Genomic DNA, 13,064 nt, shown 5'->3' on the forward strand with positions numbered 1-13,064 from the left:
CTCTGACAGTCGGGTTCAGCGTGATTGCTGAAGCAGGCGCAATGCCCCCTGCGGAGTCTCGAAGAGCTGCAGCGCCGGAAGTTCCAGGCTCCGCAGTCGCTCCTCGTTAATGAAGACGCTGGCGCCTCCCAGGAGTTTCGTCAGCGTTACATCCCGCAGCGGGGCCAGTGCTTGGAGGTCGATACGCGGCCCCAGGTGCAACACCAGGGCGCGCGGGGAAAGTCGGGCGATCGCGTGCAGCAGCTGTTTGCAGCCGACCGGCTGTTCGAGCACTTCCACGGCAAAGCCGCTGCTGCTGAGCAGCCAGGCGCAGAGCCACAGTTGAGCATCGAAGGGGGCGTCGAGGGTCGTGGCCAACAGCACGGGCGGCCCCTCGAGCGAATGGTTGTCGTGGTAGACCCGCGCGCCCAGCTTGCTGCGCAGCCAAGTGTGGAAGAAGGCCTGCTCGAGGCTGGCGTCGAAGTGCTTGCGCCAGCGTTGCTCCAGGCGCTCGAGCAGCGGCAGCAGCAATTGCTCGCACAGGGTCGAGGCGGGATAGAGCGCCATGGCCTGGTTGAGCTGCTGGTCCAGCGAGCGCTGGGCTAGGTCGGCAATGGCTTCGATCAGTTGCTGGCAGCGAGCTTGCCAGTCACCCTCCAGCCTTGGCGAGGTTTCGTCGCGGTTTTCGAGCAGATCACGCACCTGGCTCACCGAGGCGCCGCGCTCCAACCACTGCAGGATGGCCTGAACTCTCTCGATATGCAGTGTGCTGTAAAGGCGATGGCCTTTGGGCGTGCGCTCCGGCACCAGCAGGCCGTAGCGCCGTTCCCAGGCTCGCAAGGTGACAGGGTTGACGCCGGTGCGTCGGGCCAGTTCGCCGATCGGCAAGCTGTCTTCAGAGTGCATTGCGCAGGCCCAGGTTTTCCGGGTGCGGTTGCAGGTAGGCCTGCTGCATCAAGTAAGGGTCGGGATGAATGCGCAGGTGGTGCTTGAGCAGGGTCAGCGGGACCACCAGCGGCACGCAACCCTGTTGGTACTGGTTGATCAGGCGCTGCAGTTCGGCTTTGTCGCTGCTGTCCAGGGCATCGCGCAGATAGCCGCACAGGTGCTGCAGAACGTTGCTGTGGGTGCCGCGGCTGGCGCAGCGACGCAGCGCCTGCATCAGCTGGCTGAAGTAGCGCGGGCCGATCTGCAGCGGGTCGTCGTCGCGGCTCATGCTGCCCAGCAGGCGCCCGAGTTCGCGATAGGCCTGCGGGTTGTGGGCCATCAGCAGGTATTTATAGCGTGAGTGGAAACGAATCAGGGCTCCGCGGCTCAAGCCTTGTGTCAGCAGGTGCTGCCAGTCGGCATAGGCGTAGACGCGGCTGATGAAGTTTTCGCGCAGCACCGGGTCGTGCAGGCGGCCTTCCTCTTCCACCGGCAGGTCCGGGCGGCGCTCGCAGAACGCCTGGGCATAGGCGCCGCGCCCGCCCAGCACGGAGGGACGGCCATTGTCCTGATAGACCTTGACCCGCTCCAGCCCGCAGGAGGGCGACTTCTGCATGAACACATAGCCGCAGATATCGTCGAGCGCTTCTGCCATTTGCTGGCCATAGGCACGCAGGGGTGGTGCGAGATCGGTACCGGGATCGCGCGGGTTGATCACTTCCGGGGCCTGTGGATCGCCGACCAGGCGAATGGCGTCGCGAGGAATGCCCAGGCCGATGGCAACTTCCGGACACAGCGGCAGCCAGTCGAAATGCTCATCGAGGGACTGGCACAGGTCCGAGGCTTTGTGTCCGCCGTTGTAGCGCACGTCCTGCCCGGCCAGGCAGGCGCTGATGGCGATGCGGGGTTTGCCTGTCGAGTGGGGAAAGTTCATCGTGGCCTCCGTAGACCTGTACAAGGCAGAAATTTTGTACAGGTCTATTCCAGCACATCGAAAAACTTATGCAAGACAAATTTCTTGTACAACTTCACTCGAGGTGTTCGAGCAAGCGCCGTGCTGCCTCCTGGCCGCTGAGCCAGGCACCTTCCACGCGTCCCGACAGGCACCAGTCGCCGCAGGCATACAAGCCCTGGTCGGCGTCGGCCAGGGTGCCCCATTCATGGTTACCGGCGGGGCGGGCATAGAGCCAGCGGTGGGCGAGGGCGAAGGTGGGGGCTGGCACCACGCAGCCGACCAGTTCGGCGAACTCGCCCCACAACTGCTCGATCACTTTCTCCCTGGGGAGGTCCAGGTGTTCGCTACTCCAGCTGGAGGTCGCATGCAGCACCCAAGTGTCCAGCTGCTCATCGCGGCCGGGTTTGCTGCGGTTGCGTGCCAGCCAGTCGAGTGGATTGTCCTGCACGAAGCAGCCTTGCATCGGGGTGTCGAGTGGTGTCTGAAAGCCCAGAGCGATGGCCCAGGTGGGTTCCATCTGCACGCCAGCGGCGACCGCGGCGAGCTTGGGCGTGGCCGCCAGCAGGGGCGTGGCCTGCGGTGCTGGCACAGCGATCACCACGCGGCTGAACGGGCCATGGCTGCAGCCCTCGGTGTCCTGCAGATGCCAGTACTGCTTGCCGCGGAACACCTCGGCGATACGGCACCCGAAGTTGACCGTGACATCCTTGAGCAGGCCGCGGGTGATGGCGCTCATGCGTGGTACGCCGACCCAGCGGGTCTGTTCGTCGGGAGAGGGGGTCAGTTCACCGTCGCGGTAATTGTAGAGTCGCGGCTTCCACTGCGCGACCCAGCCGGCCGCAACCCATTGCTGGACCTGCTCGACGAAACGTCGGTCGCGAGCGGTGAAGTACTGGGCGCCGAGGTCGAGCGCGCCGGCGTCGCTGCGCTTGCTGGCCATGCGCCCGCCGCTGCCGTGGCCCTTGTCGAACAAGTGGACGCTCTGTCCGGCCTTCTGCAGGGCCTGGGCGGCGGACAGACCGGCGATACCGGCACCGATAATGGCAATAGGTACTGTCATGATGGCCTCTTCGAACCTTGCTTTAAGCAGACTACGCTGTCAGACAAACCTGTACAATACAGAAGTTTTGTATAAGGTTATTCCGCTCGATAGGACAGGTTGGCCTATGTTTATCCGAGAGCTATCGGTTTAAAAAGTGCCTTGATCTTAAAAATAGACCATGGCCGCAGCTTGTGAGGACACAGCCATGCATATATTGCTGACAGGCGGTACTGGGTTGATCGGCCGACACTTGTGCCAGCTCTGGCTCAGCCAGGGTCATCGCCTGACGGTGTGGAGCCGCGAGCCTGGCCAGGTGCCCAAGCGTTGCGGCAGCGGCGTGCGCGGCATCGCTCGGCTGGAGGAGCTGGAGCCGGACGATCCGCTGGACACGGTGGTCAACCTGGCCGGCGCGCCCATCGCCGATCGCCCCTGGACGGCGGCACGCAGGCAACTGTTGTGGGCCAGTCGTGTCACCCTCACCGAGCAGTTGCTGAGCTGGCTGGAGCGCCGCGAGCAGCGTCCGGGGCTGCTGATCTCCGGCTCGGCTGTGGGCTGGTATGGCGATGGTGGCGAGCGTGAGTTGACCGAGGCCTCGCAGCCGGTGAAAGAAGATTTCGCCAGCCAGCTGTGCATCGCCTGGGAAGAGACCGCACAACGTGCGCAAACCCTCGGCATGCGCGTGGTCCTGGTGCGTACCGGGTTGGTACTGGCCAGCGATGGAGGCTTTCTTTCACGCCTGCGCCTGCCATTCAAGCTGGGTCTTGGTGGGCCGATCGGCAACGGTCGACAATGGATGCCGTGGGTCCATATAGAAGACCAGATCCGCCTGATTGATTTTCTCTTGCAGCACAACGACGCCAGCGGTCCCTATAATGCCTGCGCGCCGGAGCCGATGCGCAACCGCGAGTTCGCCAGGCGTCTGGGGCGGGCACTGCATCGCCCGGCGTTGCTGCCGCTGCCGGCGCTGGTGCTCAAGGCCGGCCTGGGCGAGTTGTCGACCCTGCTGCTGGGTGGCCAGCGTGCGCGCCCGGTGCGCCTGCTGGCCGAAGGTTTCACGTTCCGCTTCAACGATCTGCAATCGGCGTTGGACGACCTGTCCGACCGCCTCTGACATAGGACGCTGCATGACCGATCATGCCCTGCTGCTGGTCAACCTGGGTTCACCGGCATCCACCTCGGTCGCCGATGTGCGCCGCTACCTCAACCAGTTCCTCATGGACCCGTATGTGATCGACCTGCCTTGGCCGGTGCGGCGCTTGCTGGTGTCGCTGATCCTGATCAAGCGCCCCGAGCAGTCTGCTCACGCCTATGCGTCGATCTGGTGGGACGAGGGTTCGCCACTGGTGGTGCTGACCCGCCGCCTGCAGGCGGCCATCACCCCGCATTGGCCGCATGGGCCGGTGGAAATCGCCATGCGCTATGGTCAACCGGCGTTGCCAGAAGTGCTGGAGCGTCTTGCTGCGCAGGGTGTGCGCAAGGTGACCCTGGCGCCGTTGTACCCGCAGTTCGCCGACAGCACCGTGACCACGGTGGTGGAGTTGGCTCGCCAGACCGTCGCCGACCGCCAACTGCCGTTCGACATGCGGGTGCTGCAGCCTTTCTACGACGAGCCCGAGTACATCGATGCCCTGGTCAACAGCGCGCGCCCATACCTGGAGCAGGAATACGATCACATCCTGTTGAGCTTCCACGGCTTGCCCGAGCGCCATCTGAAGAAGCTTGACCCAACCGGCTCCCATTGTTTCCAGAGCGCGAACTGCTGCGAAAAGGCCTGTGCCCAGGTGCGCAAGGTCTGCTATCGCTCGCAGTGTCTGGCCAGCGCAGCTGCGTTCGCCAGGGCGGCAGGAATTCCCGATGGCAAGTGGTCAGCCTCGTTCCAGTCGCGGCTGGGGCGGGCCAAGTGGATCGAGCCCTACACCGAGACGCGGCTTGATGAACTGGCCAAGGCGGGGGTGAAGAAACTGCTGGTGATGTGCCCGGCCTTCGTTGCCGATTGCATCGAGACGCTGGAGGAGATCGGCGATCGTGGCAAGGAGCAGTTCATCGAAGCGGGGGGCGAGGAACTGGTGCTGGTGCCGTGCCTGAACGATCACCCGCAGTGGGCGCAGGTATTGGCAGGGATGTGCGAGAGGGCTTGATTGGGTGATGGCCTCTTCGCGGGTAAACCCGCGAAGAGGCCGATTCGTTTCAACGCCTGGTCAAGGCAACTGGTCATCCAGCTTCTTGTTCTTCCAACCGTCGTTGCCCGGCAGGATCAGGTTCAGGGCAATGGCGACCACGGCGCACAGGGCGATGCCCTTCAGGCCCCAGTCGTCCGGGCCGTCGCCGCTGCCGATCAGCACACCACCGATACCGAACACCAGGGTCACCGAAACGATCACCAGGTTGCGCGCCTCGGAGAGGTCGATCTTGTGGCGGATCATGGTGTTCATGCCCACTGCCGCGATCGAGCCGAACAGCAGACAAAGGATGCCGCCCATCACCGGCACCGGAATGCTCTGCAGCAGCGCGCCGAACTTGCCGATGAACGCCAGGGTGATCGCGAACACCGCAGCCCAGGTCATGATCTTAGGGTTGTAGTTCTTGGTCAGCATCACCGCACCCGTCACTTCGGCGTAGGTGGTGTTGGGCGGGCCGCCGAACAGGCCGGCAGCCGTGGTGGCCAGGCCGTCACCGAACAGGGTGCGGTGCAGGCCTGGCTTTTTCAGGTAGTCGCGACCGGTCACGCTGCCGACCGCGATTACCCCGCCGATATGCTCGATCGCCGGCGCCAGGGCCACCGGAACGATGAACAGGATCGCCTGCCAGTTGAACTCTGGCGCCGTGAAGTTGGGCAGTTCCAGCCAGGGGGCAGCGGCGATTTTCGCGGTGTCGACCACGCCGAAGGCGAACGACAGGGCAAAGCCCACCAGCACGCCTGCAATGATCGGTACCAGGCGGAAGATGCCCTTGCCGAACACGGCGACGATCAAGGTGGTCAGCAACGCTGGCATGGAGATCAGCATGGCGGTCTTGTAGGGCATCAGCGCGGCGCCGTCGCCACCCTTGCCCATGGCCATGTTGGCGGCGATCGGCGCCATGGCCAGGCCGATGGAGATGATCACCGGGCCAATGACCACCGGAGGCAGCATGCGGTCGATGAACCCCGTGCCCTTGATCTTCACCATCAAGCCCATGAAGGTGTAGACGAAGCCGGCAGCCATCACGCCGCCCATGGTCGCGGCCAGGCCGAACTGGCCCTTGGCGAGGATGATCGGGGTGATGAAGGCAAAGCTCGATGCCAGGAACACAGGCACCTGACGGCCCGTGACCAGCTGGAACAGCAAGGTGCCGATACCGGCGGTGAACAGTGCCACGTTAGGGTCCAGGCCCGTGATCAGCGGCATGAGCACCAGCGCGCCGAATGCCACGAAGAGCATCTGCGCGCCCGAGACGACCTGGCGCCACAGCGGGTCGTTGAAGCCGTCCTGCATGGTCAGGCGTCCTTTTGCTTGGTGCCGAAGATCTTGTCGCCGGCATCGCCGAGGCCCGGAACGATGTAACCGTGCTCGTTCAGGCGCTGATCGATGGACGCGGTGTAGATCTGCACGTCCGGATGGGCTTTCTCGACCACCTCGATACCTTCGGGCGCCGCGACCAGGACCATGGCGCGGATTTCCCGGCAACCGGCCTTCTTCAGCAGGTCGATGGTGGCGACCATCGAGGCGCCAGTGGCGAGCATCGGGTCGATGATCAGTGCCAGGCGCTGGTTGATGTCCGGCGCGAGTTTTTCCAGGTACGTGTGCGCCTCGAGGGTTTCCTCGTTGCGCGCCACGCCCACGGCGCTGACCTTGGCGCCCGGGACCAGGCTGAGCACGCCATCGAGCATACCGATGCCGGCCCGCAGGATCGGCACTACGGTGATCTTCTTGCCGGCGATCTTCTCGACCTGGACCTTGCCGCACCAGCCGTCGATCTCGTAGGTTTCCAGCGGCAGGTCCTGGGTGGCTTCGTAGGTCAGGAGTGCACCGACTTCCTGGGCGAGTTCGCGAAAGTTCTTGGTGCTGATATCGGCGCGGCGCATCAGGCCGAGCTTGTGGCGGATCAGCGGATGGCGGATCTCACGAATGGGCATAGGGGGAGGGCTCCGGGAGGCGGGCAAAAAAACCGCGCTAGGTTAATCTATTCAGTCCTTGCTGTCGTGCAGTCATTGAGCACGTTAGTCCATAAATGCTTGATCTGGGACGAGCGGATGCGTACCTTTGCCCGCTTTTCCAAAATGCACCTCCTGGAGAGCGCCATGTCCGCCGATCTCGAGCATATCCGCCAAGTGATGAACGAGGCCGATTGCCTGTACAACGAAGCCCAGGTCGAAGCGGCCATCGCCCAGGTCGGCGAGCAGATCTGCAAAGACCTGCACGACAAGAACCCGGTGGTCTTCTGCGTGATGAACGGCGGCCTGATCTTCGCCGGCAAACTGCTGACCCACCTGCAGTTCCCGCTGGAGGCCTCGTACCTGCACGCGACGCGTTACCGCAACCAGACCAGCGGCGGTGAGCTGTTCTGGAAGGCCAAGCCGGAAATCTCCTTCATCGACCGTGACGTGCTGATCGTCGACGACATCCTCGACGAAGGCCACACCCTCAGCGCCATCATCGACTTCTGCAAGCATGCCGGCGCGCGCTCGGTGTACACCGCGGTGCTGATCGACAAGGACCACGACCGCAAGGCCAGCCCGGACTTGAAGGCTGACTACGTCGGCCTGCCGTGCGTCGATCGCTATATCTTCGGTTATGGCATGGACTACAAGGGTTACTGGCGCAACGCCAATGGCATCTTCGCCGTAAAAGGAATGTGATCATGCGCAAGCCGGCTTTCATGGATCAGGCCTTGTTCGGGGCGTTGGCTGAAAAGGCCGCTGCCAGTCCGCGCGGTCGCCAGCACCACAACTTTCACGAGATGGAAGAGCCTTGCCACCGCATGGCAGTCGGTTTGCAGACCAGTACCTACATTCCGCCGCACCGTCATCTGAAGGATGACAAGGCCGAGGCGCTGGTGGTGCTCAAGGGGCGTCTGGGGCTGCTGATCTTCGACGAGCAGGGCGCGGTGTGCGACAAGCGCGTGCTCGAAGCCGGCGGCGATTGCCTGGGGGTCGACCTGGCGCCTGGCACCTATCACGGGTTGGTGGTGCTCGAAGATGACAGCATCCTGTTCGAATGCAAGTCCGGCCCCTACCGCCCGGTAGGCGAGGGCGAGCATGCCTACTGGGCACCGCGCGAGGGCGAGGACGGTGTGGCACAGTACCAGGCCTGGATGCGCGCGCAGTTCGATTGAGCGTACGCTGCCAGTAGCGATCGATCAGGCGTGCTAGAGTGCTCTCCTATGCCAAGGAGCCCTTCATGCGCGCGATCTTTCCCCTTCTGCTGGCGCTGAGCCTGCCGCTGTCGGCAGCGCCTTTGCACAGCCAGTTTCTCCCGCCTGATGACCTCTCGCTGCGCCAGGAAGAACCCGAGTCGCAACAACTGCTGCAGGTCACCGATTACGCGGTGGTGGTCGGTGCCCAGCGTCAGTCCAGCCAGCAGCCGATCCCCATCACCTCGTCCCTGACCTTGCGCCTGAAGGGCAAGCCCATGAGCAAGGGGGCAACTATCGGGCAGGTGCTGGTCACCTTCGACGGCGAGGGCGGCAAGAGCCTCAAGCGGCCGACCTACGATGACAAGACCCGCACCCTGACGCTGAATTATCCACAGGCCGATTACCGGGTGATCATGGACCTGCTGCGCAACGAGACGCTGTACGTGCAGTTCCTCAGTTATGCCAACGGCCATGTCTGGGCCGACCTGCACACTGGAACCGTACGTACGCGTTGAGGCGCATGGGCAGCCAGCGGTACACTGCCCGCCTTTGAAATGCCCGTGATGGCCCAGTTGGAGTCGGCAATGCGTAAAGACAAGAAGCAGGTTATCGGTGACGAGATCAGCGACGACTACATCAAGACGTTCCTTCAGTTCGAGCCGGCAGATGGCCTGACCTCGCCGTCGCACCACAAGCTGATCAAGGCCTACCGTGGCCTGCGCATCGATGACTTCGAGCGTTTCGTCGGCTTCTTCGTTGAAGCTGGATACGATGTCGATGGCAAGGACGAGCACGGCAAGACCTTCGCCGAGGTGATCGCCGACCAGCGCAACGCGCCCGAGTACATCGAGATCATCGCTAACGCCCGCGGCTGATCCTCAAGCCGGTCCTGCCCTTTTTGCGGGTAGGGATTCCAGGCACAAAAAAACGCCCCTCGGGGCGTTTTTTCGTTTCAGCCGTTTCAGGCGTAGTGCTTGGCCGGGCTGTTTTGTGCCAGGTCCAGGGCCACGTCATTGTCGGCGCTGATCTTGTGGTACAGCGCGGCATCGGTGGCCAGTGTCTTCTCGCGAGCCGGGAAGATCTCCTTGAGCTTGGCAGCCCAGGCGCCTTTGGCCTGCTCGGGGAAGCAGCGCTCGATCAGCTCGAGCATGATCGAGACCGTCACCGACGCGCCCGGCGAGGCGCCAAGCAGCGCAGCCAGGCTGCCATCGGCGGCCGAGACCAGCTCGGTGCCGAACTGCAGGATGCCGCCTTTCTTCGGATCCTTCTTGATGATCTGCACGCGCTGACCGGCCACTTCCAGGCGCCAGTCCTCGGCTTTCGCTTCGGGGTAGAAGCGGCGAAGCGATTCCAGGCGCTGCTCCATCGACTGCATCACTTCGCTGACCAGGTACTTGGTCAGGTCCATGTTGTCGCGGGCCACCGCCAGCATCGGGCCGATGTTGCCCATGCGCACCGACAGCGGCAGGTCCATGAACGAGCCATGCTTGAGGAACTTGGTGGTGAAGCCGGCGTAAGGCCCGAACAGCAGGGATTTCTTGCCGTCGACCACGCGGGTGTCGAGGTGTGGCACCGACATTGGCGGGGCACCGACCGCGGCCTGGCTGTAGACCTTGGCCTGGTGCTGCTTGACGATCTCCGGATTGTCGCAGCGCAGCCACTGGCCGCTGACCGGGAAACCGCCGAACCCCTTGCTCTCCGGGATGCCCGACGCTTGCAGCAGCGGCAGCGCCGCGCCACCTGCGCCGAGGAAGACGAAGCGGGCGTCGACTTCACGGCTGTTGCCGCTGTTGACGTCCTTGATGCTCACGGTCCAGCCGTCGCCTTTACGGCGCAGGCCGGTCACCTTCTTGCTGTACTTGACCTGGGCATTGGGGCTGTCGCCCAGCAGCTTGAGCAGCTTGTTGGTCAGAGCGCCGAAGTTGACGTCGGTACCCTTGAGCACGCGGGTGGCCGCGATGTGCTGGTCGGCCGGGCGGCCAGGCATCATCAGCGGCATCCACTCGTTCATCAGCGCCTTGTCTTCGGTGTATTCCATCTCGGAGAACGCGTGGTGCTGCTTGAGCAGCTCGAAGCGCTTCTTGAGGAATTGCACGCCCTTGTCACCTTCGACATAGCTCAGGTGCGGCACGGGATTGATGAAGTCGCGCGGCGAGCCGAAGCCGCCTTTCTTGCTCAGATAGGCCCAGAACTGGCGGGACACCTCGAACTGGGTATTGATGTGCACGGCCTTCTTGATGTCGATGCTGCCATCGGCGGCCTGGGGCGTATAGTTCAGCTCGCACAGGCCGGCGTGGCCGGTCCCGGCGTTGTTCCAGGGGTTGGAGCTTTCCGCGGCCCCGGAGTCCATCGCCTCGACGACTTCCAGCTTGATCGCAGGGTCCAGCTCCTTGAGCAGTACGGCCAGGGTGGCACTCATGATGCCCGCGCCTACCAGTACCACATCAACCGATTCGTTCTGCGCCATTAACGCGTCTCCACAATCTACAGCACCTAATTGACAGCATAGGACCCCTGGGTTGGCCAGGATCGCCATGTCCGACTCTTCGCAGTTCTTGCAACTTCCGCGGACACCGCCAATCAGTCTTGGGTGTTCGATAATTGAACGCCATTTGCCACGGGTGCGGCAATTCGACTTATGGTCAAGTGTTCCGTCGTGCGTTATGGACCGGCCTCAGGCTCCCATCCAGGATGAGCGCTTTTGCCGTCTGTTCAGGGCTGTTCGAGACGTATCTGCCGCTTTTGCACATGCCAGACTGTTCATTTGCTCGCCACACTCTCGTGAAGTTGTGAAAAAACCGTTTTTTCACGCTCTTTTGGAGTCGTGAACCTCAAAAGTGGACTGCGCGGTGGCAACCCGCAGGTTCATGCGCAGCAGACGGCCAGAGACAGCAGGCACGACAGCCAATGCAAGACCTGAGTGGAAGGCTCTCTGTGGGCGAAGCGGTGAAGGTGCCGGGGTCAAGCGGCGAGTGCGGGGCCCGATCAGGAGACGTCCTTATAATCGGGGGGAGATTATAACGAGGTCGCGGGCAGAAAGGTCGTTCTTCTTGGGTTTTTATTGCAGCGTTTGTCAGGCGGGGAGGATGCGTTGCTGCCAACGGCGGCTTGCAGGTACGCAAATCCGGGCACTGTTGGGCAGCGGATGGCCCAGCCAGCCCAGGTGCGCTTCGCTGACCTGGACCCAGCCACTGCCGCTCGGTGCCTGGTGGCACTGCTTGAAGGCCAGGCATTTTCCATCGGCATCCAGGCGGGCGTAGGTGTTGTGGCGCGGGCGTTGGAGGAGCAAGGTCCAGAGCGAGGCCATGGCGGCGAGTCCTGTTTGATCGGGCTGGGGCAAGGATAACGCCGGGGCCATGAAACCATTGTGACAGCAGCTGCGGGCCGATGACTGGCTTGCTTCAGGCTGGGTATACTGTGTGCCTTTGCCGCTTTTTCTGGAGAAATGCGCATGCTGCAACGTCTGTTGTTCGGTTTGATGGCGGTGGCCACCCTGAGCCTGGTCGGCTGTGCACACAGCCCGCAGCAACTCAGCCCGCAACCCAAGCTCACCGCTCAGCTCAATCCGGTAGGTCGTGGCCAGCCGGTGGTCGTGCGGGTGGTCGACGGCCGTGCTTCGCAGTCGCTGGGCACACGGGGTGGCATGTACCCCGAGACCAGCACCATTACCGTCAACGGCAATGACGTGGTGCCCAAGCTGCAGGCCCAGGCCGAAGCGGCAGTACGCCTGCTCGGCTTCACCCCCACCTCGGGTGCCGGCAGCGCGCCACAGCTGACCGTGACCCTGGCCGAGCTGAAGTACCAGTCGCCCAAGGACAAGATGTACGTGACCGAGGCCACCATCGGTGCCACCTTCCGTGCCGACGTGTCCAACGCCAACCGTCGCTACAGCGGCCGTTACGGCGCCTCGCTTGACCAGCGCTTCGGCATGGCGCCGAACCAGGAAACCAACACCAAGCTGGTCAGTGACGTACTCAGCGATGCGCTGACCCGGCTGTTCAAGGACCCGACCATCGGTCAGGTCCTGGCTGAATAAGCACGCCGCATGGATGAACAAAACCCGCTGCCTGGCGACAGGCAGCGGGTTTTTCTTTGGCTGGGCCAGGGCTGAGGCTCGCTCAAACCCTGGTTGGTGCGGCACCTGGGGTCATTTCTCTGTAGGAGCGGGCAGGTCAAGCCGCCTCGATTCCAAAGTCCAGCACACTCAGCCCGGTGTCTTGATCCACTTCAGGCAGGTCCTGGTGCGCATGACCGCCCAGGGCGCAATACACCAGCCAGCGCTGGTCGTGGACGTTGATCGCGAATCCGTCGATCAGTGCCTGCTGCTCGTCGCTCTGCGAGACGAGGTAGAGACGGTCCTGGTTTTCGGCGTGCAGCATGACAAGCTCCGGTCTGGAAAGGCCGACAGGGTGGCCTGTCTGGATGACGAGCGTGTGACAGATGAAATTTAGTGACACTTGGTCGCAAAAAGCGGGAGGTTGGGTGGAGCTTGGGTAGAATGCCGGGCTTTGCTTATCGTCGTTTCGAGGTTGCGCGATGTCCCTGCAAGTCCTCTGGGGGTTCCTGGCCGCCCATCCCGCCAAGCTGATCAATGTCCTGGCGCTGTTCATCACCTGCCCCGGCGGCCTGCTGCTGCACAGTGCGCGGCGTCGCCAGAGCGATGTGCGTGAAAGCCTGGCTGCCGAGGAAGGGCTGGTCGATGCGTTCGACCTGCGTGTACCGCGCTACTACTACATCCTGGGCTTCTCGTGCCTGGCGATGGCGCTGCTGTTGTCCTGGTTCAGCACCTGGATCTGAACAGCTTTTCTGCGGCACAAGGCCGCTCCT

The 13,064-nt window shown here is 63.1% G+C and carries 16 protein-coding genes; 8 read left to right on the top strand and 8 right to left on the bottom strand.

What is annotated here, in order from left to right; translation table 11 throughout:
- Positions 1-15: 15 nt before the first annotated feature.
- The 3 genes from ACMGGG_RS02055 to ACMGGG_RS02065 form a co-directional block, all read right to left on the bottom strand.
- Positions 16-885: a MerR family transcriptional regulator gene (locus tag ACMGGG_RS02055; RefSeq protein WP_414154785.1), complete on the bottom strand. Its 870-nt coding sequence runs from the start codon at positions 883-885 to the stop codon at positions 16-18.
- Positions 875-1,840 (bottom strand): YbgA family protein, encoded by a 966-nt coding sequence (locus ACMGGG_RS02060; RefSeq protein WP_063542918.1) that lies wholly within the window; start codon positions 1,838-1,840, stop codon positions 875-877. The genes ACMGGG_RS02055 and ACMGGG_RS02060 overlap by 11 nt, the downstream gene beginning before the upstream one ends.
- Before the next feature lie 94 nt (positions 1,841-1,934).
- The gene (locus ACMGGG_RS02065) at positions 1,935-2,921 is read right to left on the bottom strand and encodes an NAD(P)/FAD-dependent oxidoreductase (RefSeq protein WP_063542920.1); all 987 of its coding nucleotides are present in this window, start codon (positions 2,919-2,921) and stop codon (positions 1,935-1,937) included.
- Between the two features lie 187 nt (positions 2,922-3,108).
- On the opposite strand from ACMGGG_RS02065, the gene ACMGGG_RS02070 reads away from it, so the two are divergent.
- Together ACMGGG_RS02070 and hemH are read left to right on the top strand one after the other, a co-directional pair.
- A complete protein-coding gene (locus ACMGGG_RS02070) occupies positions 3,109-4,014 on the top strand; it encodes a TIGR01777 family oxidoreductase (RefSeq protein WP_414154786.1) in 906 nt (301 codons plus the stop codon).
- Between the two features lie 13 nt (positions 4,015-4,027).
- Positions 4,028-5,041 carry a ferrochelatase gene (gene hemH, locus ACMGGG_RS02075; protein ID WP_414154787.1) on the top strand — a complete coding sequence of 338 codons (1,014 nt, stop codon included), beginning with the start codon at positions 4,028-4,030 and terminating at the stop codon, positions 5,039-5,041.
- A gap of 60 nt (positions 5,042-5,101) precedes the next feature.
- Here hemH and ACMGGG_RS02080 read toward each other — a convergent pair whose 3' ends face one another.
- Together ACMGGG_RS02080 and upp are read right to left on the bottom strand one after the other, a co-directional pair.
- Positions 5,102-6,376 carry a uracil-xanthine permease family protein gene (locus ACMGGG_RS02080; RefSeq protein WP_054894598.1) on the bottom strand — a complete coding sequence of 425 codons (1,275 nt, stop codon included), beginning with the start codon at positions 6,374-6,376 and terminating at the stop codon, positions 5,102-5,104.
- A gap of 2 nt (positions 6,377-6,378) precedes the next feature.
- On the bottom strand, positions 6,379-7,017 hold the full coding sequence (gene upp / locus ACMGGG_RS02085; protein ID WP_063542927.1) for a uracil phosphoribosyltransferase: 639 nt from the start codon (positions 7,015-7,017) through the stop codon (positions 6,379-6,381).
- 165 nt (positions 7,018-7,182) lie between these two features.
- Between upp and ACMGGG_RS02090 the strand changes: the two genes are divergently transcribed.
- From ACMGGG_RS02090 to ACMGGG_RS02105, 4 genes are all read left to right on the top strand, one after another.
- A complete protein-coding gene (locus ACMGGG_RS02090) occupies positions 7,183-7,740 on the top strand; it encodes a hypoxanthine-guanine phosphoribosyltransferase (protein WP_054894596.1) in 558 nt (185 codons plus the stop codon).
- Between the two features lie 2 nt (positions 7,741-7,742).
- Entirely contained in the window at positions 7,743-8,216 is a 474-nt protein-coding gene (locus tag ACMGGG_RS02095) for a WbuC family cupin fold metalloprotein (RefSeq protein WP_063542931.1), read from the top strand.
- A 65-nt stretch (positions 8,217-8,281) separates the two neighbouring features.
- Positions 8,282-8,752 carry a hypothetical protein gene (locus ACMGGG_RS02100; RefSeq protein ID WP_063542933.1) on the top strand — a complete coding sequence of 157 codons (471 nt, stop codon included), beginning with the start codon at positions 8,282-8,284 and terminating at the stop codon, positions 8,750-8,752.
- 69 nt (positions 8,753-8,821) lie between these two features.
- Positions 8,822-9,112, top strand: a complete 291-nt coding sequence (locus ACMGGG_RS02105) for a PA4642 family protein (RefSeq protein WP_054894593.1) — start codon at positions 8,822-8,824, stop codon at positions 9,110-9,112.
- Positions 9,113-9,198: 86 nt separating this feature from the next.
- Here ACMGGG_RS02105 and mqo read toward each other — a convergent pair whose 3' ends face one another.
- Together mqo and ACMGGG_RS02115 are read right to left on the bottom strand one after the other, a co-directional pair.
- Positions 9,199-10,704, bottom strand: a complete 1,506-nt coding sequence (mqo, locus tag ACMGGG_RS02110) for a malate dehydrogenase (quinone) (RefSeq protein WP_054894592.1) — start codon at positions 10,702-10,704, stop codon at positions 9,199-9,201.
- A gap of 606 nt (positions 10,705-11,310) precedes the next feature.
- Positions 11,311-11,544, bottom strand: coding sequence for a hypothetical protein (locus tag ACMGGG_RS02115; protein ID WP_414154788.1), 234 nt, complete (start codon positions 11,542-11,544; stop codon positions 11,311-11,313).
- A 144-nt stretch (positions 11,545-11,688) separates the two neighbouring features.
- Between ACMGGG_RS02115 and ACMGGG_RS02120 the strand changes: the two genes are divergently transcribed.
- Complete coding sequence (locus ACMGGG_RS02120) at positions 11,689-12,273, top strand: YajG family lipoprotein (RefSeq protein ID WP_054894590.1); 585 nt, start codon at positions 11,689-11,691, stop codon at positions 12,271-12,273.
- Between the two features lie 136 nt (positions 12,274-12,409).
- On the opposite strand, the gene ACMGGG_RS02125 is transcribed toward ACMGGG_RS02120, so the two are convergent.
- A complete protein-coding gene (locus tag ACMGGG_RS02125; RefSeq protein WP_054894589.1) occupies positions 12,410-12,616 on the bottom strand; it encodes a hypothetical protein in 207 nt (68 codons plus the stop codon).
- Positions 12,617-12,773: 157 nt separating this feature from the next.
- On the opposite strand from ACMGGG_RS02125, the gene ACMGGG_RS02130 reads away from it, so the two are divergent.
- Positions 12,774-13,034, top strand: coding sequence for a hypothetical protein (locus ACMGGG_RS02130; RefSeq protein ID WP_054894588.1), 261 nt, complete (start codon positions 12,774-12,776; stop codon positions 13,032-13,034).
- Positions 13,035-13,064 lie beyond the last annotated feature (30 nt).

Source organism: Pseudomonas sp. BNK-44-b, from assembly GCF_047456245.1.
Classification (GTDB): domain Bacteria; phylum Pseudomonadota; class Gammaproteobacteria; order Pseudomonadales; family Pseudomonadaceae; genus Aquipseudomonas; species Aquipseudomonas machongensis.

Bases quoted from the DNA above. Each gene is read 5' to 3' on its own strand.
- ACMGGG_RS02055 (WP_414154785.1), bottom strand. From the start codon at position 885: ATGCACTCTGAAGACAGCTTGCCGATCGGCGAACTGGCCCGACGCACC.
- ACMGGG_RS02060 (WP_063542918.1), bottom strand. From the start codon at position 1,840: ATGAACTTTCCCCACTCGACAGGCAAACCCCGCATCGCCATCAGCGCC.
- ACMGGG_RS02065 (WP_063542920.1), bottom strand. From the start codon at position 2,921: ATGACAGTACCTATTGCCATTATCGGTGCCGGTATCGCCGGTCTGTCC.
- ACMGGG_RS02070 (WP_414154786.1), top strand. From the start codon at position 3,109: ATGCATATATTGCTGACAGGCGGTACTGGGTTGATCGGCCGACACTTG.
- hemH (WP_414154787.1), top strand. From the start codon at position 4,028: ATGACCGATCATGCCCTGCTGCTGGTCAACCTGGGTTCACCGGCATCC.
- ACMGGG_RS02080 (WP_054894598.1), bottom strand. From the start codon at position 6,376: ATGCAGGACGGCTTCAACGACCCGCTGTGGCGCCAGGTCGTCTCGGGC.
- upp (WP_063542927.1), bottom strand. From the start codon at position 7,017: ATGCCCATTCGTGAGATCCGCCATCCGCTGATCCGCCACAAGCTCGGC.
- ACMGGG_RS02090 (WP_054894596.1), top strand. From the start codon at position 7,183: ATGTCCGCCGATCTCGAGCATATCCGCCAAGTGATGAACGAGGCCGAT.
- ACMGGG_RS02095 (WP_063542931.1), top strand. From the start codon at position 7,743: ATGCGCAAGCCGGCTTTCATGGATCAGGCCTTGTTCGGGGCGTTGGCT.
- ACMGGG_RS02100 (WP_063542933.1), top strand. From the start codon at position 8,282: ATGCGCGCGATCTTTCCCCTTCTGCTGGCGCTGAGCCTGCCGCTGTCG.
- ACMGGG_RS02105 (WP_054894593.1), top strand. From the start codon at position 8,822: ATGCGTAAAGACAAGAAGCAGGTTATCGGTGACGAGATCAGCGACGAC.
- mqo (WP_054894592.1), bottom strand. From the start codon at position 10,704: ATGGCGCAGAACGAATCGGTTGATGTGGTACTGGTAGGCGCGGGCATC.
- ACMGGG_RS02115 (WP_414154788.1), bottom strand. From the start codon at position 11,544: ATGGCCTCGCTCTGGACCTTGCTCCTCCAACGCCCGCGCCACAACACC.
- ACMGGG_RS02120 (WP_054894590.1), top strand. From the start codon at position 11,689: ATGCTGCAACGTCTGTTGTTCGGTTTGATGGCGGTGGCCACCCTGAGC.
- ACMGGG_RS02125 (WP_054894589.1), bottom strand. From the start codon at position 12,616: ATGCTGCACGCCGAAAACCAGGACCGTCTCTACCTCGTCTCGCAGAGC.
- ACMGGG_RS02130 (WP_054894588.1), top strand. From the start codon at position 12,774: ATGTCCCTGCAAGTCCTCTGGGGGTTCCTGGCCGCCCATCCCGCCAAG.